At 50.7% G+C, this 25,146-nt stretch carries 22 protein-coding genes and 1 other annotated feature; of the genes, 1 reads left to right on the plus strand and 21 read right to left on the minus strand.

What is annotated here, in order from left to right; all coding sequences use genetic code 11:
• Positions 1-35 precede the first annotated feature (35 nt).
• Positions 36-374, plus strand: a complete 339-nt coding sequence (locus NQZ67_RS05725) for a L,D-transpeptidase (protein WP_257443604.1) — start codon at positions 36-38, stop codon at positions 372-374.
• Positions 375-459: 85 nt separating this feature from the next.
• Here the strand turns inward: NQZ67_RS05725 and tyrS are convergent, their stop codons facing one another.
• From tyrS to essC, 21 genes are all read right to left on the minus strand, one after another.
• Positions 460-1,725 (minus strand): tyrosine--tRNA ligase, encoded by a 1,266-nt coding sequence (gene tyrS / locus NQZ67_RS05730; protein WP_257443606.1) that lies wholly within the window; start codon positions 1,723-1,725, stop codon positions 460-462.
• Between the two features lie 70 nt (positions 1,726-1,795).
• Positions 1,796-2,013 (minus strand) — a binding site (T-box leader).
• A gap of 504 nt (positions 2,014-2,517) precedes the next feature.
• Complete coding sequence (locus NQZ67_RS05735; protein WP_257443608.1) at positions 2,518-2,694, minus strand: DUF4274 domain-containing protein; 177 nt, start codon at positions 2,692-2,694, stop codon at positions 2,518-2,520.
• A 119-nt stretch (positions 2,695-2,813) separates the two neighbouring features.
• A complete protein-coding gene (locus tag NQZ67_RS05740) occupies positions 2,814-3,170 on the minus strand; it encodes a hypothetical protein (RefSeq protein ID WP_257443611.1) in 357 nt (118 codons plus the stop codon).
• Between the two features lie 30 nt (positions 3,171-3,200).
• Complete coding sequence (locus NQZ67_RS05745; protein ID WP_257443612.1) at positions 3,201-3,827, minus strand: recombinase family protein; 627 nt, start codon at positions 3,825-3,827, stop codon at positions 3,201-3,203.
• A gap of 1,099 nt (positions 3,828-4,926) precedes the next feature.
• Positions 4,927-5,223, minus strand: coding sequence for a hypothetical protein (locus NQZ67_RS05750; protein WP_257443616.1), 297 nt, complete (start codon positions 5,221-5,223; stop codon positions 4,927-4,929).
• Complete coding sequence (locus NQZ67_RS05755; RefSeq protein ID WP_257443619.1) at positions 5,220-5,483, minus strand: preprotein translocase subunit TatA; 264 nt, start codon at positions 5,481-5,483, stop codon at positions 5,220-5,222. The genes NQZ67_RS05750 and NQZ67_RS05755 overlap by 4 nt, the downstream gene beginning before the upstream one ends.
• Positions 5,484-5,990: 507 nt before the next feature.
• Entirely contained in the window at positions 5,991-6,413 is a 423-nt protein-coding gene (locus NQZ67_RS05760; RefSeq protein WP_257443620.1) for a hypothetical protein, read from the minus strand.
• Positions 6,414-6,415: 2 nt separating this feature from the next.
• Positions 6,416-8,770 (minus strand): pre-toxin TG domain-containing protein, encoded by a 2,355-nt coding sequence (locus NQZ67_RS05765; RefSeq protein WP_257443621.1) that lies wholly within the window; start codon positions 8,768-8,770, stop codon positions 6,416-6,418.
• A gap of 17 nt (positions 8,771-8,787) precedes the next feature.
• The gene (locus NQZ67_RS05770; protein WP_257443623.1) at positions 8,788-11,574 is read right to left on the minus strand and encodes a hypothetical protein; all 2,787 of its coding nucleotides are present in this window, start codon (positions 11,572-11,574) and stop codon (positions 8,788-8,790) included.
• 27 nt (positions 11,575-11,601) lie between these two features.
• Entirely contained in the window at positions 11,602-12,411 is an 810-nt protein-coding gene (locus NQZ67_RS05775) for a stalk domain-containing protein (protein WP_257443624.1), read from the minus strand.
• A 29-nt stretch (positions 12,412-12,440) separates the two neighbouring features.
• Positions 12,441-14,336, minus strand: coding sequence for an Mbeg1-like protein (locus tag NQZ67_RS05780; RefSeq protein ID WP_257443628.1), 1,896 nt, complete (start codon positions 14,334-14,336; stop codon positions 12,441-12,443).
• Positions 14,337-15,173 (minus strand): hypothetical protein, encoded by an 837-nt coding sequence (locus tag NQZ67_RS05785; RefSeq protein WP_257443630.1) that lies wholly within the window; start codon positions 15,171-15,173, stop codon positions 14,337-14,339.
• A 47-nt stretch (positions 15,174-15,220) separates the two neighbouring features.
• Entirely contained in the window at positions 15,221-15,565 is a 345-nt protein-coding gene (locus NQZ67_RS05790; protein WP_257443632.1) for a toxin-antitoxin system YwqK family antitoxin, read from the minus strand.
• Between the two features lie 126 nt (positions 15,566-15,691).
• On the minus strand, positions 15,692-15,835 hold the full coding sequence (locus tag NQZ67_RS05795) for a hypothetical protein (RefSeq protein ID WP_257443634.1): 144 nt from the start codon (positions 15,833-15,835) through the stop codon (positions 15,692-15,694).
• 14 nt (positions 15,836-15,849) lie between these two features.
• Complete coding sequence (locus NQZ67_RS05800) at positions 15,850-16,824, minus strand: hypothetical protein (RefSeq protein WP_257443636.1); 975 nt, start codon at positions 16,822-16,824, stop codon at positions 15,850-15,852.
• A gap of 70 nt (positions 16,825-16,894) precedes the next feature.
• Positions 16,895-17,185, minus strand: coding sequence for a hypothetical protein (locus NQZ67_RS05805; RefSeq protein WP_257443638.1), 291 nt, complete (start codon positions 17,183-17,185; stop codon positions 16,895-16,897).
• 20 nt (positions 17,186-17,205) lie between these two features.
• Positions 17,206-19,404 (minus strand): zincin-like metallopeptidase toxin domain-containing protein, encoded by a 2,199-nt coding sequence (locus NQZ67_RS05810; protein WP_257443640.1) that lies wholly within the window; start codon positions 19,402-19,404, stop codon positions 17,206-17,208.
• A gap of 19 nt (positions 19,405-19,423) precedes the next feature.
• The gene (locus tag NQZ67_RS05815; RefSeq protein WP_257443641.1) at positions 19,424-20,500 is read right to left on the minus strand and encodes a hypothetical protein; all 1,077 of its coding nucleotides are present in this window, start codon (positions 20,498-20,500) and stop codon (positions 19,424-19,426) included.
• Between the two features lie 88 nt (positions 20,501-20,588).
• Complete coding sequence (locus NQZ67_RS05820) at positions 20,589-20,885, minus strand: WXG100 family type VII secretion target (protein WP_257443644.1); 297 nt, start codon at positions 20,883-20,885, stop codon at positions 20,589-20,591.
• Between the two features lie 37 nt (positions 20,886-20,922).
• Complete coding sequence (locus NQZ67_RS05825; RefSeq protein ID WP_257443646.1) at positions 20,923-21,243, minus strand: WXG100 family type VII secretion target; 321 nt, start codon at positions 21,241-21,243, stop codon at positions 20,923-20,925.
• A gap of 17 nt (positions 21,244-21,260) precedes the next feature.
• Positions 21,261-25,136, minus strand: a complete 3,876-nt coding sequence (gene essC / locus NQZ67_RS05830; RefSeq protein ID WP_257443648.1) for a type VII secretion protein EssC — start codon at positions 25,134-25,136, stop codon at positions 21,261-21,263.
• Positions 25,137-25,146 lie beyond the last annotated feature (10 nt).

Raw genomic sequence — 25,146 nt, forward strand, 5'->3', positions numbered from 1 at the left:
CGCCGCCGTACAATGGCAGCAGGAGGTGGATGCTCATGCCTAATTACCGGATTATCGTCGATCTCTCCGATCGCAATCTGTACCTGCTGGACGGCAACATCGTCACGAATCAATACCCGGTCGGCATCGGCCGGATGGTGACGCAGACGCCTACGGGCGAATTCCATATCATTAACAAACAAGCCAATCCCGGCGGTCCGTTCGGCGCATTCTGGATGGGGCTGTCGAAGCCCAGTTACGGTATTCACGGCACCAACGATCCCGCGTCCATCGGCCATCTGGTTTCGCTCGGCTGCATCCGCATGTACAATGAGGATGTGCTCGCTTTGTCGAGGCTAGTCGGCGTCGGCACGAGAGTGACGATACGGCCGTAGACCGCAAAGCAAAAAAAAAAGGTCTTCCGCAAATCCGTTAATGAACGGATTCGCCGGAAGACCTTTTTTGCCGGTGCGGCTTGCCTTATACAAAGCGCACCAAGCTGTAATTTTTTTTGCCCTTGCGGATAATGATGAAGCGGCCGTCGAACGCCTGGTCCGCCGTCACCTCGAACGCGACGTCGCTGACGCGGTCGCCGTTCATCGAGATCGCGCCGTTCGTAATGTCCTCGCGCGCCTGGCGCTTGGAAGGCTCGATGCCCACGTCGACCAGCCAGTCGACGATGTTCTTCGTTTCTCTAGTCGCTTCGAACGTCGGCATTTCCTTGAAGCCCTGCTCGATCTCGTCGGCCGTCAGCGATTTGATGTCGCCGCTGAACAGCGCGGCCGTGATCTTTTTCGCTTGCTCCAGCATATCCTCGCCGTGAACGAAACGGGTCATTTCCTCGGCCAGCGCCTTCTGCGCTTCGCGTTTGTGAGGCTCCGTCTTCACCTTATCCTCCAGCGCTTCGATCTGCTCCTTGCTCAGGAAGGTGAAGAACTTGAGGTACTTGACGACGTCGCGGTCATCCGTGTTCGCCCAGAACTGGTAGAACTCGTATGGCGTCGTCTTGCTCGGATCGAGCCATACCGCGCCGCCCGCCGTCTTGCCGAACTTCGTGCCGTCCGCCTTCAGCATGAGCGGGATCGTCAGGCCGAACGCCTTGGCCTCCGCGCCTTCCTTCTTGCGGATCAGATCGAGGCCGGCCGTAATGTTGCCCCACTGGTCGGAGCCGCCGATCTGCAGCTGCACGTCCTCTTTCCGGTACAGGTGCAGGAAGTCCAGCGACTGCAGGATTTGGTACGAGAACTCGGTGAACGAGATGCCGCTCTCGAGGCGGCTCGAGACGACGTCCTTCGCCAGCATGTTATTGATGCTGAAGTTTTTGCCGTAGTCGCGCAGGAACTCGATGACGTTGATCTTATGCGTCCAATCGTAGTTGTTCACCATGCGCAGATCGCCGCCGCCTTCTTCCTGGCGGTCGAACAGCTTTTTCAGCTGCGCGGTCAGCGCGTCGACGTTCGCCTGGATTTGCTCCAGCGTCTGCAGCGAGCGCTCCGACGTGCGGCCGCTCGGATCGCCGATCGTGCCGGTCGCCCCGCCAATCAGGATAACGGGACGATGGCCCGCAAGCTGGAACCGTTTCAGCATCATGAACGGAATCAGATGCCCGATATGCATGCTGTCGCCCGTCGGATCGACGCCGCAGTACAGCGACACTTTTTTCTCGTTAACAAGCGCTCGCAGACCTTCCGCATCCGTCTGCTGATTAATGGCGTCGCGCCATTCCAATTCGTCGATAATATTCATGAATGTCAGCCCCTTACCCAATTTGAAAAATATCCAGAAAAAACAAAAATCGCCCCTTGTCTATTGTAGACATAGGGACGATTGGATAACCGTGGTACCACCCAGATTGCACCCAAGGCCGATCGTGCCTCGGATACCGCTTTAAGCGCTTTATCGGTCGCTAGCCGCTTGGCATTACCCAAGCACTCCGGAGTGTAATTCGCGGGATTGTTTGTGCTGGGTTGCATCAACCCCCAGCTTTCTAAGAACAGTGACAACCCGCTACTGAAGTTCCTTCAACGCATTCGCATATACGATTACAGAACAGTATAGGGAACGGCGGGGTGGATGTCAATAGTTGGGTCAATGGTTCGCCACGACTCGCACTGGCGTCTATTGATATTCCACCGCACCTAAGAATCGGAAATAATTGTATGGAATGTTTACTCCAAATATTTCTCCAGAATACTTGAAATTATATAGTAAAACTACGGTATTAAAATCATCGGTCAGACTTTCTTCTGAAATGGCAGTAAATCTCGGAACAATTTTATGTTGTTGGTTGAATGATGGGTTCATTCCGCACAAGGTAGCCGCCACTTATCATGTTATTAGAGGACTGGAATTTCCACCTCATCACCTGGCGACTTATCCAACAGAATACTAGGTACACTAGGGTTTGACTTCTTTAGCTTGAAGACTTGTACTTTTGTTAATGGCGGAGTAAAAGAAATTTCCTTGTTAGAAAATCCATCTTCAAGTAATCTTTGATATAAATTACTTATAAATTCCTTCCATTCTCGTTGGGTAGATTCAGACAAAACAAACATCCTTTGGTTCGAGGAGACGATAACCGTCTGCACGGTAGAACATTAGCAGACCAGTCCCAAAATCACAATTTTCATTGCCCAATATAGCTTTTGGCACTTCAAAGCCACTGTCCCAGTTATAGTTTGCGGCATTTATATGTAGATGCAATGGGCTACTCATATTTTTGATTTCTGCAATGATACTACTATTAAGTTGAATTTGCTTAGCTTCGTTACCACCCGCCAGTTCAAAGGATGGTGCATGGTGCGCTTAGGATGGTGCAGAATAACAGGGTTCCTCTAAGCTTTGTATGATTCGGACTCAATAAAATTCTCTACTAAAAATTTATCATTATCGCTTAGGCCCTCAAAAAGCTCGTTAAACTTAACCTTTGCATCCTCATTATCCAAAAGGGATAATGTAGCGATTGCAAGATGACCGAATTGCCATGGTCCAATAAATTTATTGTCAGTTAAAAGTTCCCCAAGTTCAGCTAATCTGTCAATAATTCTATAATCACAGTAATTTCTCTCAATTAATTTGAACATTGCCATCGCAACAACTCTTAAATTCTTAGCTTCTAAACATACTATTAAATCTCCGTTTTTAATCTTATCAGTTTTGATTTCTTCTACTAATTCAGCTATTGAAGCCATAGTAAATCTCCCCCCTTTAATAATAAAAACTCATTCGGTTATTGGTCCGTATCTATCCAAAATGTACTGCTTCTCTGCCTCAAAGTTCTTTTGCAGTTGTTCTGATATATTATCTAATCCTAATCTTTTAGCTTCTTCGATTTCAATTGTATATGCTTTAAGTTCATCTGCAATTCTCCCTTCCCAATCCTGATATGATTCGGCAGCAGATGGGAATCCATTTGATTTAGCCTCTGTATAGTGACTATATTCATGTCTCAAAGCACTCATGGATGCTTCAGGATCTATTAGAATCTGACCTGGTTCGCCTTTTCTCAAAGGTCCATAACCCATTGCACCTTCTCGATAAACCACCTCAACACCACTATCCTCCATATCTGCCCGCCATAGGCGGGAAGTGTTCAGCACGACAATATGCTTCACGTCCCGCCATTTCAGGTCAGACAACATTTCTTGAAGCCCATCCCGTTCTATGGTTAGCTCGTCCTCGTCCACCTTTGCCCCCGAAATGCCTTCATCCTTGTAGATGTCTAGCAATTCAAGGTTGTGGCGGGCACAGTAACGCTCGATCTCCTCGGATTGATAGGCAAGCGAATAGCCATCCTTCACCTGTCCTTGCGTAGAGACGCGAACATAACCGACTACACGATCTTTCATGCAATCATCACCTCGTTTCAATAATTCCAGTTTTCGTAACGCCCTCGGAATCCTTAACTCCCGCCGCGCATCCCATATACGTCATTCGGGCGGGCGGCGAGGCAGTTGACAGGCTTCTGTATGCGGTTGACAAAGGGCGAATTCAACTTGCTGTGAGGAATACAGAACCATATCAAGGAAGGCATGTAAAGGGAGTTAAGCGCAGAATGAATATATACTTTTAATCATTTCGGGCAATCAAGACAGGTCAATCGAAGAACCCCCCCCAGTGTCTAGGAAAAGCAAGAACCGCCCTCACGGGCGCAGGGGCGGCGTGAATCCTACGGGAAATTTTCATGAGAAATTTGATGCGCTTCCCTTAACTCTTTCCTAGCCATGTCGTATAGAGAAAGTAACAGGTTTATTAAGAGCATTGAATTGAATATTGAAGCTCTATCCGTGGTCGCAGAAGAACACGTTAAAAAATGCCTCGGCGTTCATCAGCCGAATATGGTCATGTAAATCTTTCGATTACATGAACGAAGTCGCGTTAGAAGCGGAAGATTCGCCTTTGGCAAAGTAAGCGTGATGCCTTATTTCACTTCCCCAGATTTTCCGTCGTAGTGCCCGAAAGGACAGGGAACCTTGACAGAGTGATAGTTTCCAAGCTATCCGCGCAGTAAAGCTACACCTGGGTGCGCCAGATGTCTCGTAGGCTCGGGATACCTCAACTTCACACAGCCTAGTCGTTCTCCCTCGCAAGAGGGGGAACGCTCTGTTGTCCTCCCTTCACACAGGTGAACTCCCCGCCTGCGGAGCGGGCGGGGGGTGAGACTGAAATGGACGTTGATACTGGTAATGAGAATAGATAGGAATAAGAACAACATGAGTAAGATAAAGATAGAGGATGGACTAACAGATACAGAAGAAGCTCAGAGGATAGCACTATATCATCAAGAATAGACAACAGGAATCGGATAGCACGAATCAGGAATCATTTGAATCATGAATAGATATATAGATGATTTGAGATCGTAAAGCCTCGAACTCCCCCCGCCCCCTATTTTTATATCCCAACGAAAACAGCAAAAAGAAACCCCGCACAACGGCGGGGGATAGGTTAGCCAAACAACGGCAAGTATTTACGATAGTAGTCAATATGATCGTCGGATAGCCGCCAATCATACTGATTAAGGAACTGAGCAACTTTGGCTAAGACTTGATTCCGATGAACAACATCATTGTGCTTAGACTTAGCAAGGTAATGTGCGAGGCTTAGCTCGACTTGCTCCTGTGACATCGGGTCTTTGACATACTTGATGAAGATGACAATCAGTTCATCAAGATCAAAGCCATATCCTAGCACATTCTCCCGCCGCATTAGAGCTAGGGCTGTATCTAACGGTAGTCGTTTCATGGATGCACCCTCCCTTCTGCGGCGGCGGGGGCAATTAGCTCTTGCTGAACGCTCCACTTTCTCCATAAGAGATATTGCCGCTGTGCTTCCTGTTCATCATAGCCATGCTGTACCATGACATTCAGTATGGCGCGGGGGATGGAATCGGTGTAGCCATACAAGCAACTACGAAACCTTTCCCATGAGATGTCATACAGGACAACAAACGCTCGATGTGTTAGCCCTAGCTTCTGAATGCATTCTTTTACGGGATGAATCATGATTGATTTCTCCTTTCAAGTTGTCTTCCCTTATAGGTTAGACACTCTACAGGCAGGCATCACACCAGACATACAGAAGCATAGGGCATCATTGAATCTTGAATTTGTCACATCGAAATAATCCGCAAATAACAAGAATGCTTAGGGAATAACGTTAACTCCCGAATGTATTAGATTAGATTGCCGCATCTCCCCGCACTATTTGGATGATTTACCGATTCGTTTAATCTTCAAGCAGGCATGGAAGCTGAATTTGCTTGGCTTCATTATCTCCCGCCCGCTTGATGGACGGTGCGTGATGTGCGGCGGGCGGATTACTCAGCTATTAAATCGGTTATATGTGTAATTGGTTGAATGATAGTTCATTCGGCACTGGGTGGGATTTATTTATCTACCCGCCGTTCATATCAGAGGATAAAAAAGACCACAACACGGGCAGTTAACTCGCATTGTGGCACTATTGGTTGTATCGTACGATCTTGCTAATATGATGTGACCAGGATTTGATTATTTATATTTTTCCAAGTCATGATAGGGGTTAGAAATGTTTTCACCCACTTCTTCAATAGTTTCTAATATTTCATTCAGTATCATTTCATCTATTATCTCATTTTGAGTTACTGACTGCTTAATTTCCGCAAAACAATTCTCTAAACCAAGATTTACAACAAGTGAAAGAATAATATCAACATCCTCATAGGAGTCAGTATTCCATAAGCCACAAAGAGTCTCGTCCACTTGTTTTCTAGTTTCATTCTCCAGCAATTCATAGGTCATGACTTGTCTATCTGTTAATTGGCTAAGAATCAATAAAAACCCTTGTTTATCAATCTCTTTTGATGCAAACCCAACTAATGCCTTTTGAAACATTAATGCTAACGCCTCTGTTGGCATTATATCTGGTAATTTCTCAATTTCTTCAAGATTCATTTTCATTTCCCCTCTATTGGAACATGAACTTCATTTAAGGACTGATTTTTGGTCCAAGTTCCATCTGTTTTTAATTGTTTATTTCCGATCTTTATTTGTGCAGTCCAACGATTTCCTGAAACAGCTCCAGGATACTTACTTGCAGCTACTGGGTCTGGCGAGTGCCATCGAATAATTACCTTTTGACCATCGGCGAGTGAAAATTCATACTTCGCTCCATCTGTAATGGAATTTGTTTTAACAAAGGTGTTTGGGACTCCTGGTGGAATCATTGACTCTAAATTGGATAAGCTAATCTCTCCATTTTGAAGCAGATTTTGTGCTGCTTGTCTAGCCTCGTCCCTTGTAAGTGTCTCTATTGAGGTCTTTGCAGACTTAGTACCTTGTCCCGTCCCCTCAATCCCATCGTCCAGCTTCCCGCCCGAATACAACCCGCCTTCGAGGTCTTGAATCTGCTGTTGCCTTTGAGGAGTGTTTATTTTCGGTGCCTCGATCTTGTTCACGTCGCCGAAATCAATATTTCTAAAGTCGATGCCGTTAACAGTGGACGGCCGCAGGTTCGAGAACCATTCCAGCCCCCCGCTTACTCCGCTTCGGCTCACTCTTGTGATCGTTGCCGCTTTATCGCTTGTCGCCGATATGACTTTATCTGTTGTTTGGACCGTTTCATCGGATCCGCTAAACAGCTTCTTGCCCCACTTCCATCCTGCTTTTACGACCAGCTTCCCGCCTGGAAGCAAAGAGGCGACGGTCCCTACTCCCGCGACCACCCTTTCTGTAGTCGTCAACTTCCCTCCTGTTAATGGATCTTCTCCTTCCCACACCTCATAGATTCCCTTGCCCGTCCCTACAATGGGCACAAAGTCCATGGCTAGGCTTATATTCGGCAGCCATGAGCCTTTCGTCTTTGCTTCATAAACTTCAATCTTCGCTTGGCGAATATCGAGATAATATTCACCCAACTCTTGGTTATCCGTCGGTACAAATGTCCGAGGGTCATAACCCTGATCGATCACGTATTGCAGGAATCCGATTACTTCTTCGTCATGCCCCCACATGGCATAGACTTCGTCCATCCATTCTCCAGATTGCTGCTTATATAACTCGATGAGTTCCTTCATCTTCGTCATATCCACGTCGAGCTTACTGCCATCTGCCCGTATATAGCGGACCCCAAAATCTGTCTCGTAGTCGCCCATGATGTCGTTCACCATCTTCGATGGCATCCCGACTTTCACGACGTCGCCGCTTGGCAGGGTAAATAGGATATCTTCCATTTGTACCGGCAGCACCTGATAGCGATCAAGCCTCGCGTAGTTTTCCATGACATTGGCGACTTCTATGAGCACTTGCGTATAGTCACCCTCGCGCAGCCGCGCAAAGACGTTTGCCATGCCAATCTCCATATTCTCCTGCAGCGCTTTAATTTCCTGCATCCGAGCCCTTGCCTGATCCCCTACGGCACCCGTCATCATCGACCGACTGAGCAGTTCTCGTAACTCTCCGTTCTCGGGCATCGGCGATCGATCGCTCATGAGCGGGTTGTATTCGCAGGCCGCCAGCGGATCGCTGTCGAAGAGCTTGCGCAAATCCGCGTGTTCATCGTAGTAAGAGGGCGAAATGCCAAGTTCACGAAGCTTCTCGCGAGCCCCCTCCGCTGCCTGCAGCTGTTCTTCCGCGTAGGTGACGTTGCCGAGCTTCGCATAGACGTCGTACGCTTGCTCACTCTTAACCAGGCTCTGAAGCGCGGCTGCCGTCTCCATTAGCAGCTGCCTGGCCTCCGCCTTCTCTTCAGGCGCGCCACTCTTCAGCTTGTCCAGCAGCTCCGCCGCGCGAGGGTCGTCTTGGACGAACGATACGCGGGCGGCTAGAAGCATATCGGCTGCTTGGCCGAGGAACGTTACCGCATCCGAGATCCGCCATTTGGAGCGAGAGGCCTCCGCTGCTGCTTCGCTCGGCTTCGCTGTCTTCCAGGCTCCTGTCGCCGCCAGCGCGAGAGTCGGGATAAGCCCTCTCTTAATCACGGATGGAAGAAAGCGAAGCGGCTTTAACGCCAGCTTCGCCTTCTCCGCCATCTCTTGGTCCATCCGCCGGTAATCCCCGGACACTTCCAGCACAGCCATCGATTGATCGTCCAGCTGCCCGATTAGGTCCTTCATTCGTTTCTCGATGTCTTTAATCCGTCCCTCTACCCAGCCGGCTCTGGAACGCACCTCGGGATAGGCGGAGTAGACACGTTCCACCAATCGTTCGGCCTGACTCAGAGGCGTGTAAGTTACGCTCTCGAGCCGGTTTCGCACTCGCCTCAGTTGCCCGGACAAGTACTCGATACGATCCGGATCCGATCGTTCTGCCATGCCTTCTAGCTCCTTTCCTACCCGTTCAAATCATCGTACATAGAGCCTCTAACCGTGATGGTTAGGCGGTTTGAATTTCCAAGGTCAATGCCTTGGAGTGTGGGCAAGGTCTTGTAGGCATGTGGCAATCCGGTCAGTGCTATACCGCCGATCTTCGCTTCCATCTTGTACGTGCCGTCCGGCATATGGGCGTGGGTGTACAGCTTTTTATCGGCTTCGGGAGCGATGGTGATCGTAACGGTTGTTTTCTCCGTTACTTTGTACATCGTTTTTTGGCCGTTCTTCACGAACTCCCGGTATTCGTAGTTGTTATAGCTGCCGATGGTGCTCGATTCGTTGTAGCCTTCCAGCACAGCCCTCCAATACGCGTGCATCGTGCCATCTCGCTCCTGCGTATGCGGGAGGGCTTCGGTTCTCTTTGTGTAGTTCTCGTCTACGTCAAGCAGCTTCCAGCCATTGACGCCGTTCGGGTTGTCGCGTGTCAACACGCCCTTCTTCGCGACGGGCACGTTGCGGTTCATGCTCAGCTTCTGACCCTCGACGTTAACGGCTTCTTTGTTGTTGTTAATGTAGATAAGATCGCTTTCGTAGCTGAAGGAATCAATGATCTGGTCAACCAGGTCCGCGTGATCCTTGGTGTTCGCTTGAGATGGCTTGTACATCTCCGTCTCAATCGTGAACGTATACTGTCCTGCAGGGTTGAAATAATAGCCGGACTTGATCGGATAGTCGTACTTCTGCAGCTCCTTGTCCGTGGCGAATACGGCGATGTCGTAGGCGCTTTGGACATTCTGCTTCTTCTTCGCCGCTTCTCTGCTTTGCTTGTACGCTGCTTCCTGCGATTTGCCAACCGTCCACTTCAGTTCGCCGTTCGCCTGATGGGTGAAGGATCGATCATACTGCCCCGGCACTGGCGTCCAGCCATATAAGCCGCCGTTCTCGTCCTCATGTGCCATCCAGCGTACGACGTCATAACGGTAGGGCTCATTCTTCCAATAGAGTATCTTCTGCAAGGAACTTGTCGTGTTGCCGTCGATCTTGTTCAGATACGAGATGGCAGGCAGGCTCTGCCTTCCATTGTAGATGTAAGCGCCGACGGTCAGCCTATCGGTGTGATCCGGGAAGACGCCGGTTGAACTGCCGGGAAGGTAGGTCGTATCGCAGTCCTGCTCTTGCTCTCCTTCGCTGTTCGTCACCCAATCGCAATCGATTCTTTCGGTTAGGAACGGTCTGGAAACCGTGCCGCTTGCAAGGATATCGCCCGTACGGTATTTCGGCGTTCCCGGCGTCGTCCAGTTCAGCCAGCCCCCTCCTACCGGATTGTCACCGAAGTCCGTCCGCAAAATTTGCGTGCTGACGACCGGCTCTCTCGAGATGTGGGCGGAGGCTTCATCCACGGGCGGATTATTCGATACGGCGAACTGGCGGAACAAATCCGGTTGTCCGTTCGACACATTCAGGCTGCCGGTAGCGTTGCCGTTCCAAGACGAGTTCGCTGGCAAGGATAATGAAGCGGAGAGCGGCGATCCGCCGTTTAGATCGAACCTCAGCTTTTTGGACAAAATGTTGTACCCCAGCTCTTCATTGCTCCTGAATGGAGGCGTAGGCACAACAACCTTCACGGCCGTCGGGCTCGAGGATAAGCTGTTATTGTCATAATTCCGTTCCTGCGGCGAATCCTTGTCCTTATTCATCGCGAATTGGATGGAGACATTGCTCTCCGGCATAACAAAGCGCGCACGAAGCAGCCTCTCCCCCTTCTCTTTGAATGTGATATCCCCCGACTTCTTCGTCGCGTGTCCGGAGTACGTGGCCGATATCGGGTCGCCGCTCGCCGTCCGGATATCCCAGGCATAGTCCGTGGTCACTTCCTTGCCGAAGGTGGATTTCAGGTTGATCGCTACCTCAACCGGGTCCCCCGCATTAGCGTTACTCGGAAGCAGCTCGAAGTGAGCGGACAAGTCATTTTCGAGCATCGCAAAAGGCTTATAACGGAAGTATTGGTAGTACAAGTAGTAGTTCGGCTTCTCCATATTGTCCGGCCCGTTGCCGCCGTAATAGTAGAAGGCGATGCCAACACCCCAGGAATGATACGTTGGAGGCTGGATCATGTAGATGTAGTCTTCGGGATTGTCAGCTAGAACCTCCGGTACACCTTCTATGGATCTGTTGAAGAACTTGCGGTCTCCGGTCATTTTTTCTACTCTGTTCGGCAACCATTTGTTTGAATTTATCCATTGATTCATTACGCTGTATGCGGATGCGAACTTGTCCGGCTCGTAACTTAACCATTGATACGTATGCTTATCTTTTGGATTGTCCGGCAGCAGTTCCTTTCTGATGTCTCTTTTTACGGGTGAAGGAAGCTCCCAAGGATCTTTGATCCACCTGCGGACGTAAGTGATGTCATCGATATGAAATAAAGGATTAGCGTAAGGCTCGTCCGTGTAGGAGAAGCCTAACGCTCTAAGCTGACCATCGTCCTCTACCCTTGTATCATTACCGTATTTTGTAGCCGCCTGAGCTCCTTCCATTGGACTTCCATATACAAATATAGGGAGATTATTGAAGGCGGCGTTTCCTTTCACGGCCAACTCATCGATAATCGATCTGCCCGTAGCCGATTTTATGCCATAATAGTCACCCTCGTAATTCATATGGTCTTTCATATATTGATTTGCCAAATCTATCGATTCCTGGGCAGAATCTATTCCAGCCGTAGGCTCTTCCGCATCAGCCTTCTGATAGGGTATCCCTTGAAGTACAAGCAACATAATGAAGAAATAAACCGCTATCCTTTTCAATATACGATCCTCCTGCTTGAGCAAGTCCTATTTAATCTCATCAATGTAGTACATGATAGAAATGTCTTCAAACTTAGATTCAAAAATATAAATATATCGATCGCTTTTTTTGTCTAACATATAGAACTCTTCCAAGAGATCGAACCGTTCTTTTTTCTTTTTAATATGTGCGACTACTGTATCGACGGTTGCTTGATCGCACTTTTGCGATAAAATATCGGCTAAATGCTCGATTTGTCTCTCTACATCTGCACGTAATAGATTCACTTCAAACGAAACCACGCGGTCTCCGCCATAATTATCTTCAACGACCAACAGGTCGGTATCTAGCGGTACAGTAAATCCTCCGACATTTTCCGTTCCACCAGGCTTCGGATCGCTCGTACCGCCTGTCGTAATGTACACAGTCGACACCGCTTCATCCCACTCCACCTCCGCTCCCAGCGCTTGGCTGACAAAACGAACCGGCACAATCGTTCTTCCTTCTTTCTTGACGGCTACGGTGTCCATGTTTTGCGCTTTGCCGTTTACTTCGATTGATTTCTTGCCAATTTGAAGAATGGCTTTGATGCTGCCTTTCGTAATCGTGACTTTCTCCGTCTTGCCGTCCCACTTCACATCCGCGCCTAATGCTTCACTAACGAATCGGACAGGAACCATTGTGCGGTCGTTTTCATCCAGATACGGCTGCGCGTCCGGGAAAGCGATTTTCTCGTTGTTCACGACAACTCGAAGCGGAAATGCTGCGGATACATGAAAACTAAAGCTACTAATTAAGATTGCTGCTGCTGCAACTAGCAAAATACTTACCCGAAAATGTTTCATCGTCATGTTCATGAAATAAATCTCCTTTTCTAAAATCAATATTAAAATCTAAACCTCACAGCCCGCATTAACGATTGCTTAATCGTCGACTCGAGCGTGTTATAGGCGGCATTCGCTTCCCTCACGCCGTCCGCCTGCTTACGAATTTGCTCCATAAGGACTTGTCTTTCTCCGCTTATTCGGTCGCATAGGTACCTGACGCTTCTAACCTTGGCTTGGACGTTGCCCTCTCTATAACTTCTGTCGGCTTGCTCCGCAGCGTTAGCCGCTTTCTTCAGCGCCGAAGCCAGGATCTCGTTTAGCGCTCGTTCCTTCTTTTTGAGCGCCTTCTCAAGCGACTCCATTTCACGCATCCTCACAAGAATCTTCGCGCCCTTCTTCACTTGCCCCGCTCCAATGTTGTACAAAGTAACCGCCTTGTAAGCAGCCGCCTTCACTTCGTCGACCTTCTGATCCCGGAAGTTCTTGATGCTCGTTGCCAGCTCCTTGGCCTTATCCTGAATAGCTTCCTTCGTATCGCTTATGAAGGTTGCGATCCCTACGACCGCGCGCTTGCTTTGTTCCACCCAATAAGCCGCTTCATCCTCCGCCCATTTCACGGCGCGGTCGACCAGGTTTCTGAAATTGTTCTCCATTGCGTCGAAGAAGCTGGAGATCGCGGACTGCAGCTCATTCTTCCATTTTCGCAACAAGACAGACTGATCGATCTGGGTTTTGATCCAGTCCTCCATCAGATTAAGCGACAAGACCCCCACCGCTTTCAACCCGCTCACAAGCCCTTCCTTTGCGGCATGAAGCACATTTTTGATGGCGGGCACAACTTTATAGCGAATTTGGTCAATTAGGAAATAACCAATCGCGGTTTTCAGCTCGTCCTTTATCGCCATGAATACAGCGGGCAATGTTTTGAAGGCGGCCGACATCGTTCTCTCCCACTCAAAGCCGTCCGTCATCAGCAGGTCAATTTCTTCTACTAGCGTTTCCTTCACCTCATAGGGCAAGGATTCGATCTCCGTCGTCAGAAGCTTGACCGAATAAGGAATAAGATCGAATCGTTGAGCGTGGTTTAACACGAAGCCCGTTCCCGACATCGAGGTCGCAAAGAGCGAGTGACTGCCCATATAATCCGTTTGGGCGAAGTCGGTCGCTAAGTAAATACCGGATGAAGGGTTATGGAACAGTGCCGGCACGATATCGCCATTGTTCCGGTATTCCGTTAGCTTCCCGTGCTGATTCAACCAATCGATAGATTGCCGATGCTTCTCGAGCAGAGCCGAGTTAAAGCCCGGGGCGTTAAAGGTTGTTGTCGTCACCAGCTTCGGGAGAACATGATCCGGAAGCGTAAATCCGGAATACAGCGCTAGATTGCCGCCGAGCGAGTGCCCTGTGGTATAGAGCGATTCCAGCTCCGGATATTTCCGAACCAGCTCCTCCATGTATTCCCTTGCTTCCTTCTGTTGAGGAGACTCCATCATATACATCGTTCGCAGGTTATTGGACCAGTCGTTCCAGTACTTCAAATCCTCCATCGGCTCGCTGCCCCGGAAAACCACGATTTTGGTCGTTCCGCTCTGCGTTCCTGAAGCCGTCGAATCGACCGGCTCGATCGTCATCGCCGCAAAGCCGGACTCCGAATTCGGCTTGACGTCGCTAATCTTCCATTGCCTCATCTCTGAATCCTGCGACACTTCGTTGATGAGGTTCTTCCAGTAATCAATCTCCGGCTTGCCGTTCAGCTCTTTGGTGAAGCGCTCTTCAAGCTGCTGGATTCCGGTAGTATCGGAGTTGTAGTAGTCGACGAGGTCTCCTATGGTAATGGAATTGCCATTTTTCAAATAATCTTTGGCAAGCTTACTGTTTATTCCATCCGTTCTTATCACATCTAAATAGACGAGCTGGGAAAGTTTCTGAAGCTGGACTTCATCAATAGACTTCATCTATCTCTCAACTCCCGCAGCATAGGTTTTCCGCTTGCCTTCCCAAACCGAGAAGGTGCGCAGGATATCATCATCCGATTCCTTGATCTGGCCATTCTCTAGAATGTCGAAGCCATTGCGCGTTATGCTGTTTTGCTTCGAACCGTCGCTTTCTTCGCTCGTATATACATGATCTACAAGCAACGCCTCATTGGAGAGCTCGTCATACCTGCCGAAAGCTTCTTCCGACAAATAAACCAAATAGACCGAGCTTTTAAAATAACGATGAGCAGCTAATTGTTCGGCAAACGCCTTATATTTATCTAGTTCCCCTTGCTCATCCATCGCCCCGGAGTCATCTATATAATCCGAAGCATTCACGAATATCGTGATGACCTGCCAATTGGACGGATACCGTTCCAGAAACGTTTGGTAGCTCATATCACGGTCCGTGTCCGTAGGATAAGTCAAAACCGTATCATTAAAAATTTCAACCCTGCTGTCGCTCCAAACTTGCTGAGCTAACTGCGTAATGGGTTCCAGATTGTTCTGCGCCACGAGAACGTTCAAATACTTGTCGTATACCTTCTTCAAATCCTTCGTTATCTCCACTTCGAACAGGATTCTCGTATCGCTTTTCGGACGAACCGTCGCTTTGATCGTGTTGTCGTTCATGGTGCCGGAGCCCGCTCCGATCTTGTCGAGCTCGAATTCCTCGCCGTACTTCTCCTCCAGCGCCTCCAGGATCCGGGCCGACGCCTTCTCGTATTGATCGCCCTTCTTCGTTCCGCAGCCGATTATCGTGATTAATGGCAGAAGCATCAGTATCAACACTGCCTTTCTATAGTATTTTTTCATCCGGGCTCATCCTCTTCATACTCTATTTTTTTTGACGAAGCTTCTTTTCAAGCTTTCGAGTCATATTTCGTAATCATTTCCTGTTCAAAGGCAGTCGGCTCTTGTTTTTCTTTGATTAAGCTTCCGTTTTCATCCCATTCTCGGTAATGAACTTTAAACCCGTATTTGTTTTCTGCGATGGCTTTTATATTTCCGTTCTCATGCCATGAGATGCTTTTTCCTGCGATTGTTCCATTTTCCATGTATTTATGTTCTTTCACCTTGCCATCACGATAAAATTCCACTGTCACCCCATGTGGAATACCATTCTCGTAATAACTGTAATAGGCCAATGTGCCGTTTGGATATTTCTCGTATAATAATCCTATAACGGCTGTCCCCCCCTCTTCCATTGGCTTGTTAAAAACTTGTTCCCCATATTTGCCCGAGTAGCAGACATCTTCCGCAAACTCAATTCCAGCATGAATGACTTCCGAGGCTGTCAGAATATTTAAATCATTGATGTTTATTTCTTCCAGTTAATCCACCTCGATTTCCTGGTATTGCTCGCCTTTATAATCCACGTATAGAAACTGCTTCGTCTTCAAGCCATACGTTAATAAATCTTCTTCGAAATCGTTGCCGTCAGGGAATAAGAGCCGGGCTATTTCTTGTTCACGCATACTGAATTCCCCCTTTATTCGAAAAGCTCTCCATGCTTATTCGGGATATATTCCGGGTAGTTATTGCGATAAAATCGATCGATCGTCCGAAGCATAGGGTCCCATTCGGGATACGGCTCAGGATCTCCCAGCGCCATGGTCGCCTCCGGGGTGTTCATCAGCAAATCGTCGTGTTGGACCGATATCGGTAACCCCAGCTTCTTCCTGACGTGTATCAAGAACAAGATTTCAAAAGGATAAAACCCGTATCTGAAATCGCCAAATTCGCCTAACTGCCCCATTTCGGAAGCTAATTCCGAGTGATGCCGGGACATGCTCGCGATCAATTGCTCGAGTTCCGGCAGATCGCCAGTGGACCATCGTTCAAGCGCCACATGATAAATGTTCAGGTCGTCAGGAATCGAGGCAAACCGCCGTCCCTCTTCCTTCAGCCTGCTTTTGACGGCCAGATGCAATTTTTTATTGATTCCCATGATCGTCTTATTCCTATATTGCAGGTACAGCTCCAGCAAAAACCAAGTATGCCTGTTCTCTTCGTTGGCATCCAGTAAGCATTCGCCGAAGTGTTGGGCTATGAAATCAAATAATATTTGCTCTTCCTTCTCCCATCCATACATAGCGAAATGAACCAAAGCGATGACGACTTCCCTAAAGGTATATTCCAAGGCCATATGAGGATAACGCGCCGTATACAGTGGCTGCCCCATACTTTGGTAGAACACGACCTTATGCATATTCTTTAGACCCTCGAGATTGCTCCCCCCGCTGATCAATACATCTTGTTTCCACTTTGACAAGGAGTAAGCGAAGATCGAGGATAAATTAATCAATAAAATATGATCCTTTTCTCTATCGCCTGCTTCCGCAATCTCCATGACCTCGCTCTTGCATTCCTCATACTCTTCCCTAACGTCTTCCATTCGAATGCCGTCCATAAAATTGTTATGGTATCTTTTAAATGCCATCTCCCATTTTTTGGGGTTTATCATGAGCGTCCTGTCCCCCGACTCGATGAGGTATACCATTATGATTTGGCGCTTCTTCCCACCAAATAATTACTCAGTCATTTGTTTCTAAATGTGGACAATATACATGACCATTAGGGTCGATAATGTATTTGACGGTTGCTTCTTTATCAGAAATAACAATTGTATATTCATTTTCTGCAAAAAAATCATTTTGTTCTATACTTACTATGACCAACCAAACTGAACCATTAATACTATCGAAATCACTATAGAATTTTATAGCACGCTCCAAATTATCTGAAATATCACCTGACAACTCATATTTATTTTTATATTCTTGGGCAATGCTCAAAGCTATATCCAAAGATAAATTGGAATCCATTGTATTCCCCTCCCCTCTCATCATTCAAACCCTCTCCACACAGGTGGAGGCCATTCACCATTCTTTAATTTATATATATACCTTTGTGAAAATAAAATCTCTTCAGAAGTGTATAAATCTTTATTTTTCATGATTTGATTATATACATATTCTTCCCTTTCCAATGTTGATAGTTTCAGATATTCCTCTTTCCCAATTTCGAGCCATTGTTTTGCATGATAGGACTCGTGCATTGTACTTAGATATGTAGGCTCTTTTTTCAGTACAATTTGACCCGTTTTAGGGTCGAATCCTCCTGCAGCGAATGAAGGTAAGATTTTTCCCTTTTCATCAATAACCACCTTGATATTTTTTTCACTCATATTTTTTGTGAATCGTTTTAATTCGCGAATGCTTATTAATCTTTGACCGTTAGGTGCGAGTTTGACCTGGCCACTTACGGGCATATCTGCCCATTCCTTGTAATCAAAATCATTCTTCCCCTCAGCCGCATTCGGCCTCTTCAACCCGTCATACAATTCCTTCTCAGCTGTCAAATATTCATCAAATCGGGACATCTCTCTGATTTGTTGGCTGATGTAGATGTTGCCGAAGACCGTCTCGCGAATATTATCATCGTCGCCGCCGGGCGATCCGTTCGATCCACCGCTGTCTCCGCTGCCCCCGGAATTATCATCGACCTTCTTCTGAAGGTTGTTCAGGCCGTCCATCATATTGTCTATCTTGCCTACTTTAGTGATGTTCGCGCCTGGGATAAAGGTAGACGCCAGCGCGCCAAGCGCATCCGCCTTTTCCTCTGGACTCATGCTATCAAAATCGGCATAAACCTTCTCGGCGACTTCAATGAGCTTATCCGGATTCTCCGCAAAAAATTCAACCGCCGCCGCCGTCTGCTGCAAGCTTTCTCCCGTGTCCTTCAGCGCTTGCACCGGGTCGATCACAAGCTCCACGACCATGCCGCCGAGATCGATCACTCCCGTAATAATCTCTTCGCCCAGGCTTCGAATAAAGACGTCGCTCACATGGACAGCCTGCTCCCAGCCCGTTCTTCCGTACGTCTCCTTAACCCAAGCATCGTAGGCCGTATACGGCACGTTAACGTGCATATAATCCTCGTGCTTGTTAAGGACATGCTCCTCGAAGTACGCATACGTCGTTTCGTTCACCTTATTGTCTTCCGTTATCGGCGTACCGTCCGGAAGATGCGTTGGCGGCAGCTTGGTTTTCAGATATTCGTCAATGATCGTCTGCTGTCTTTCCAGCTCAATCTGCTGGGCTGCACGGTCATAAGACACTCTCAAGCTGTCAATCTCGGCAGGCCCTGACAGCCCGTTCTCTAATCCGCCTCTCAGCAGCCCCAACAGCTCTTCATGCTCCGGCATCGACGAGCGGTCATTCATGAGCGGATTGTAATCGCATGCCGCCAGCGGATCTTGGCCGAACAGCTTGCGCAAATCGGCGTTCCTATCGTAATACGAGGACGAAATGCCGATTTGGCGAAGCTTCTCCCGGGCTTCCGCGGCTGCATGCAGCTGTTCTTCCGCATAAGTGACGTTGCCGAATTTCGTATAGACATCGTAAGCATGCTGGCTCTTCGCTATGACCTGAAGCGCGTCCGCCGTCTCCGCCAGCAGCTGCCTGGCCTCTGCCTTCTCGTCAGACGTGCCGTTCTCCAGCTTGCCCAGCAGCTCCGCCGCGCGCGGATCGTCTTGGACGAACGATACCCGGGACGCGAGAAGCTTATCGGCTGCTTGTCTTAAGAACTCGACGGTATCCAATATCCGCCATTTGTCGCGGGGAGTCTCCCCCGCCTCATTAGGCTTCCGCGCCTGCCAAGCACCAACGGCGGCCAGCGCAAGAGTCGGGAAGAGGCCTCTCTTAATAACGGAAGGAAGGAAGCGAAGAAGCTGCATCGACAGCTTCGCCTTGTTCGCCATCTCCTCGTCCATCCGTCGGTAGTCCCGAGACACCTCGAGCAGCGCCTTCGATTGTTGGTCCAGCTGCCCGAGAATATCCATTATCCGTTTCTCGATGTCCGTAATCCGCTCCTCTACCCGGCCGGCTCTGGAACGAACCTCGGGATAAGCGGAGTAGACACGTTCCACTAATCGTTCGGCCTGAGTGAGCGGCGTGTAAGCTGCGCTTTCGAGGCGGTTTCGTTTCCGCCGGAGCTGCTCGGACAAATGCTCGATGCGATTCGGGTCCGACCGTTCTGCCATGCCAGTTTCGCCCCTCCCTTTATCCAAATCTGGCCATGATGAAAACTTCCAGCTGATCCGTCAGCTTGTTCGTAGCCGCCGTCAGCCTGTCGCCCAGCTCGGCGGCCAGTCTGGCCGCGATGGCCTCCAGCTGCTCGAGTCCCTCCTTGCGGTCCAGCGACCGGAGCGCCGCAACCGACAGGATGGCTTCCATGTCCTCATGGAACGCTCTCGCGTATTCGGCCATCTGGCGCGCTGCCTCCGTGGTCCGCTCGACGACGGAATCCCCCTGGCGTCTGGCATCGTGGTGCAAGAGAGGCTCGACATCGGATTTCCATATACGGAGTTGCTCCTGGAATACCAGGTCGCATCGTTCTACCAGCTTCGGTATCGCTAGAATAATAGAGCTAAGCTCCAGGCCGTGGAGCGTAAGAGCGACGTCTTCTTCCTCCGCCTTCGTCGGATCTATGCCGGCTGCGGCCGCCAGCTCCCGAATCCGCGTACGGAACCGTTCATGCGCGGCCTCGTCCATACTGTTGATCCGCGCCATCTGGCGGTACAGCTCATTCGGCTCTCCCGGCTGAATGGCTCCCGCCTGATCGAACGAATACGGCTCTTCTTCCCCCGTGCCCGGCCGGGCGAACTCAGCGGGGTAAGGATGGACGCCGATTGCAGGCAAGACGCTGCTTTCCGAAGCTATATTTCGAATCGATATGCTATCGAGATCTTTCGTTGTTAGCAGCTTGCCGATGCCCGGCGCATCGAATACGACCCCTGTCAGGCCCCCGATGACCGCTGCATGATACAAGCCGAATGCGCCGCCGATTTCCCTTCCGGTAATTCGGCAAGGAGATTGCTCCGCATATTTGCGTACGAAAGCATGAAGCCTCGCATGAAGCTCCGAATCCGTGTCGTACAGCATGTTTAGTCCCAAATGTACATCTTCCAGCGTAAAAGTAACGACCAGCACATGCCCGCCGTCTGCATCAAGGTAAGAGACGGCCTCCAGTCCTTCCGAGACCAGCTTCTCGACCCGAGCCAGCTGCAGCACCGATTCGACTTCCTCGACTTGATCGCCTCTGGCCAATTGCCAGTATTGTTGGTCGGTTAATGACATAGGATTTGTCCTCCATCTTGAAAAACCTAATCTTTCTTCTATTCGAAAGAAGACAAGGCAGAGTAATTCTACCTTGTCCGCATGATTGCTATTTCGAACGAAGCTTAGCCGCCATTTGCTGCTCGGCCTCTTCTTTGATGCTCACGATCTGCTTCATGTTCGCGCTGATCGTCTGCACGCACTCGATCATTTTGTCGAAGCTAGGCTTCAAGCTGTCGTATTGGTCGACGAATGCCTTCTGGGATTCGCCGTGCCACCACGAGTTGATCGCATGGATCTCGTTCGTGAGCTGCGTAATGACGCCTTGCGCGCTCTCCGCTTTGCGCTTGATCGACTCAGCGACGCCAAGCGCCTGAGCGGAATCAAATTGAATGTTCGCTGCCATTTGTTTCACCTCCTTTCAAAGCCGCGGCTCGAAGAAGTTATTTCGCCTTCTGCCGCTCTTTCTGCCTCTCCAGCTCGGCGAGCCGGGCGGCTTCGGCGCGTCTGGCCTCCGCTTCGGCCACTTCATTCCCCAGGGCTCTCAGCTCGCCGACCAAATCATCCATAAGCGACACCACCGTTTTGAGCTTGCTCGCGATGATGTCCCCGCTCTCCTGAAAGGTCTTGTTGGCTTTGCCCGTCCAATAGGAATCAGAGCCCGTGATGAGGCTGTGAATATCGCGTTTCAGCTCCGACACGTCTGCCTTGCTGTCGTAGACGGATGAAGCCGACCGATGGATTTCATAAGGGCTGACCGACATCTAACCAACCTCCTACCCTACGATCCGATTAATACTCCCTGTTCCTTCATGATGCCGTATCGTAATCCGGTATACTTGTTTTTCGTAACCCAGTATCCGTCTCCCGCTTCCGCGATTCTCTCCTGCGTGCCATACGGAAGATTAATATTGTAGAGCCCCTGATCCTTCAGCCTGCCGAGCAGCACGCCCGTCTGCTCCTCCCGGATCGCCTTGCCGGGCATGCTCCAGTTCGAGCTCAGCTCGGACGTATTGTCCGCGGCGAGCACAAGCACGTTCAGGCCCCGCTCCTGCTTCGCAATACGCTCGACGATCTCATGTACGGCGTACATGTCGTTGTTCGTGAATTCACTGAGACTATCGAAGGCGAAAATAATAGGAGCCCAAGACTGCTGCAGCTCGGCCGTGTCTCCGCCCGAGGAACGGCGGGCGAGCAGCTCCGCCCTCCGGTCCGCTAGCAGCTCCTTGATCTCCGCCGCGAATCCGTAAGCGTCATCCAGCTGCGCGATATCCGTCACGTACGGCTCGTGCATGATGGAGAACAAGCCCATGCCGGACGAATCGAGCGCGTACACCCGGGTACCGGGATGCCTGAGGCGAAGCATGTTGATCCAGGATACGAGCAGCGTGCTCTTGCCGGATCCCGCGTCTCCCGCCACCATCACGGACGACAGCGTCTTCGGATCCAGAACAATCGGCTGGAGATCGGTATGAGCCAGGCCGATGACCAGCTTCTCGCTCTCCGTCTGGATCTGATCCAGCTTCACTTCGGCCGGCATCATCGGAATCGGCGTCGCAACGTCCGATTCTCTCTCGGATAGACGCTGGACCAGCTCATCCCACGCGCTTCCGCGAAGCTCCGGCAGCGCCGTCTGGAACTCTAGCGGCGGGTTGCCTCTCACGAGTCCCCTGCCTGCGAATTTGGAAGGAACCAGCCCTTCCGTTCTACCGACTATCCCGACATATTCCGATACATCCGTCAATTGGAAGCTAATGGCTTGTTTGAAATTCACGGACATTTTATATCGGACAAGCGTCGCGTTCGTCGCGTTGGCTACAAGGAAAATTCCATACTTGCTGCCTTCCCGGGCTAGCAATATCATCCGGGCTTCCGCATCCTCGTACGTCTCCGATAGAGCGAAGTAGTTATCGACCAGAATGAGAATCGCCGGAAGCTCTCTGCCGCCTCTTCTGTAATCGTTCCAGCCTTCGCTGCCCGCTTGCTCGAACAAAGCTTTGCGTTCCTCGATCAAGCGGAAGACATAGAGAAGGAATTGCTCAAGCCTCTCCTCCTGCTCCAGGGTCACGACGCCTCCCACATGAGGAAGCTGCTGCAGCGGCTTCAGACTGCCGCCCCCGAAGTCCAGGATGTAGATATGGACATCGCGAGGCGAATACGCAAGCGCAGCGGATACGCACAACGTCCGCATGAGGACGGTCTTGCCCGTTCCGGAAGCGCCGTACACGAACAGATTGCCTTCGCCGGCGAAGTCGATGCTGAGCACGTCCTGCGTCTGCGCTCTCGGATCGTCAACCAAGCCGACGGGCACGCTGAACAAAGCCTCCCGCTTCATCCGCTCGCCTAGCACCATCCGGTCCCGCAGCACGTCGTCCATGTACAAGCTCTCCGGCAGCGGCGGAAGCCAAGGTCCCGGAAGCGGCTGAATGCCGGACTCGGCCGCCGTCTTCTTGATGTGCTGGACCATCGCGGACAATTGGGTAACGGTCTCGTCCTGCGTTATCTTCTCTTCGAAGAGCGGGTAGATCTGCTGCTGTCCGCCGTTCAGCGACAGCTTGAAGATGCGCTTCGGCTTGTTTGCGCTTCTCCGCTGTTCGCCGTCCGGGTCGTAGCCGGCGCCGGAGAACGTCGATTGGAACAGCTCGAACACCTCGTCGTTCCCTACTTGAATGTATGCGCGTCCCGGCTCCTTGATCAGCGCCGCGTCAGGACGCTTAATGACGTCCCTGCTGTCCGCCTCGTCCTGCACCTTCAGACAGATTTTGAATTTCGAGTTGCTCCAGATCTGGTCGTCGACGACGCCCGCGGGCTTCTGCGTTGCTAGGATTAGATGAACGCCAAGGCTTCGCCCGACGCGCGCCGTACTGACCAGCTCTTTCATGAAATCCGGCTTATCCTGCTTGAGCTCGGCGAATTCGTCGGCGATCATGATCAGATGCGGAATGGGCGGCATGCCGCTCTCGCGTCCGCTGTAATAAAGCTTCTGATACTTATCGATATTGTTCACGCCGAATTGCGAGAACACCCGCTGGCGTCTGAGCAGCTCGCTCTTAATGGACAGAAGCGCCCGCGTCGTCTGGTTCCCGTCCAGATTCGTGATCGTGCCGACCAGATGCGGCATGCCGCGGAAGACGTCCGCCATGCCGCCGCCCTTGTAGTCGATCAGGACGAATACGACATCGTGCGGGTGGAAGTGGATCGCCTGCGACACGATGATGCTCTGCAGCAGCTCGCTCTTGCCCGAGCCCGTCGTGCCGGCGACCAAACCGTGCGGCCCGAAGCCGGTCTCGTGCATATCCAGATGGAACGGCTCGCCGCCGGCCTTCGCGCCGATCGGGACGCTCATGCCCATATACGTCTTGTTGCGCCGCCAGTGGGACGCAACATCCACCTCGTCCGCCCGCTTGGCCTCTAGCATATCAAGCAGCGTAATCGAGGACGGCAGGCTGAAGCTCGCCGTCGCGCTCTTGATGCGGAGCGGCGCAAGCTTCCTGGCCGTCTCCTCGAGACGGCCGCCCGACGCTTGATCCGGCGTGAACAGCGTCTTCTCGCCGGTACGACGATCCGCCTTCTCGCCGCTCTTGCTCTGCAGGTCGACGACGACGTTGCAATTCATCGGAAGATAGGACTTGTGCGGCGAGACGAAGATCGTCGAGAGGCCGAGGCTTGCCGAGCCTTTGTACAAATATTGGCTGATTCGCTCGTTCTCGAGCAGCGTGGCATCCTCGACGACGAAGACGTAATGCGGCAGCGCGGCTCCGCCTTTCGCTCTCATCTCCCGCTCTCTGAACATGTCGTACAGCGCCGACAAGGTCTGATGGGCCATCGCCTTGCCGCATAGCAGGAATCTGGCGTGGCCTCCGTCATCCCATAGATGGGGCAGGAATCTCGTCCAGGACCACCGGCCGACCGTCTCTTCCGAAGCGAGCAGAACGACTCTTACGTCGTCGTATCCGTGATGGGTGACGATCTGAAGCAGCAGCACCTCGAGCAGCTCCGACGCCTTCTCGCTCTCGCCCGCAATGCCGCAAATTTCGGCTTCGGGCAAATTCACCGTAATGGGCACCTGCGGAATTTTTTCGAATTCGAGCGCAAGCCTCTGAGGCTCCATGAGCAGAGGATCCGTCTCGAGTATGATCGCCTGCTTCGTATATTGAATCCGCATCTCGAGCGGAGCGCTGCCGAGGCCGAGCCTGAGCGATAAGAAGTCGCGGTGGGAAGGCGTCTTCTCCCACAGCTTGTTGTCCGTCCGCCCGATGCGCTGCACGCATTCAGCGGGATTCGGATACATCTCGTTCATCGCATGGGTCTGCTGCTCCCGCGCGATCGCAAGCTCGCTTCTCGTATCCGCGATGAACTGCGTATATTTCTCCTCGCGCTCCTTCTTCTTCCGCTTGAACTTCCGAATCTGCGTCGCCGCGCTCGCCAAGGAGCCGATTAACGTCAAGAGCGTCATGGCGATCGAAATGACGACCCACATCGATTTCATCGTGAGCGCGATAATAATCGTAAGAACAAGCATGACCGCAGGCGTGACGATAATGCTGAACCAGCTGATCTCCGGCTTCTCGCTAATCGTCGGCGGAGCCGGCACCTCCACCGTTCCCGAAGGAAAGTCGGGAAGGAACCTGGGCTGTCTGCTGAAATTCGTATGCAATGGTTATCTC

The sequence above is a fragment of the Paenibacillus soyae genome (genome assembly GCF_024623455.1).
Lineage (GTDB): Bacteria > Bacillota > Bacilli > Paenibacillales > Paenibacillaceae > Pristimantibacillus > Pristimantibacillus soyae.

Excerpts from the sequence above, each read along its gene's own strand:
- NQZ67_RS05725 (WP_257443604.1), top strand. The coding sequence starts at position 36 with ATGCCTAATTACCGGATTATCGTCGATCTCTCCGATCGCAATCTGTAC.
- tyrS (WP_257443606.1), bottom strand. The coding sequence starts at position 1,725 with ATGAATATTATCGACGAATTGGAATGGCGCGACGCCATTAATCAGCAG.
- NQZ67_RS05735 (WP_257443608.1), bottom strand. The coding sequence starts at position 2,694 with ATGAGTAGCCCATTGCATCTACATATAAATGCCGCAAACTATAACTGG.
- NQZ67_RS05740 (WP_257443611.1), bottom strand. The coding sequence starts at position 3,170 with ATGGCTTCAATAGCTGAATTAGTAGAAGAAATCAAAACTGATAAGATT.
- NQZ67_RS05745 (WP_257443612.1), bottom strand. The coding sequence starts at position 3,827 with ATGAAAGATCGTGTAGTCGGTTATGTTCGCGTCTCTACGCAAGGACAG.
- NQZ67_RS05750 (WP_257443616.1), bottom strand. The coding sequence starts at position 5,223 with ATGAAACGACTACCGTTAGATACAGCCCTAGCTCTAATGCGGCGGGAG.
- NQZ67_RS05755 (WP_257443619.1), bottom strand. The coding sequence starts at position 5,483 with ATGATTCATCCCGTAAAAGAATGCATTCAGAAGCTAGGGCTAACACAT.
- NQZ67_RS05760 (WP_257443620.1), bottom strand. The coding sequence starts at position 6,413 with ATGAATCTTGAAGAAATTGAGAAATTACCAGATATAATGCCAACAGAG.
- NQZ67_RS05765 (WP_257443621.1), bottom strand. The coding sequence starts at position 8,770 with ATGGCAGAACGATCGGATCCGGATCGTATCGAGTACTTGTCCGGGCAA.
- NQZ67_RS05775 (WP_257443624.1), bottom strand. The coding sequence starts at position 12,411 with ATGAACATGACGATGAAACATTTTCGGGTAAGTATTTTGCTAGTTGCA.
- NQZ67_RS05780 (WP_257443628.1), bottom strand. The coding sequence starts at position 14,336 with ATGAAGTCTATTGATGAAGTCCAGCTTCAGAAACTTTCCCAGCTCGTC.
- NQZ67_RS05785 (WP_257443630.1), bottom strand. The coding sequence starts at position 15,173 with ATGAAAAAATACTATAGAAAGGCAGTGTTGATACTGATGCTTCTGCCA.
- NQZ67_RS05790 (WP_257443632.1), bottom strand. The coding sequence starts at position 15,565 with ATGGAAGAGGGGGGGACAGCCGTTATAGGATTATTATACGAGAAATAT.
- NQZ67_RS05795 (WP_257443634.1), bottom strand. The coding sequence starts at position 15,835 with ATGCGTGAACAAGAAATAGCCCGGCTCTTATTCCCTGACGGCAACGAT.
- NQZ67_RS05800 (WP_257443636.1), bottom strand. The coding sequence starts at position 16,824 with ATGATAAACCCCAAAAAATGGGAGATGGCATTTAAAAGATACCATAAC.
- NQZ67_RS05805 (WP_257443638.1), bottom strand. The coding sequence starts at position 17,185 with ATGGATTCCAATTTATCTTTGGATATAGCTTTGAGCATTGCCCAAGAA.
- NQZ67_RS05810 (WP_257443640.1), bottom strand. The coding sequence starts at position 19,404 with ATGGCAGAACGGTCGGACCCGAATCGCATCGAGCATTTGTCCGAGCAG.
- NQZ67_RS05815 (WP_257443641.1), bottom strand. The coding sequence starts at position 20,500 with ATGTCATTAACCGACCAACAATACTGGCAATTGGCCAGAGGCGATCAA.
- NQZ67_RS05820 (WP_257443644.1), bottom strand. The coding sequence starts at position 20,885 with ATGGCAGCGAACATTCAATTTGATTCCGCTCAGGCGCTTGGCGTCGCT.
- NQZ67_RS05825 (WP_257443646.1), bottom strand. The coding sequence starts at position 21,243 with ATGTCGGTCAGCCCTTATGAAATCCATCGGTCGGCTTCATCCGTCTAC.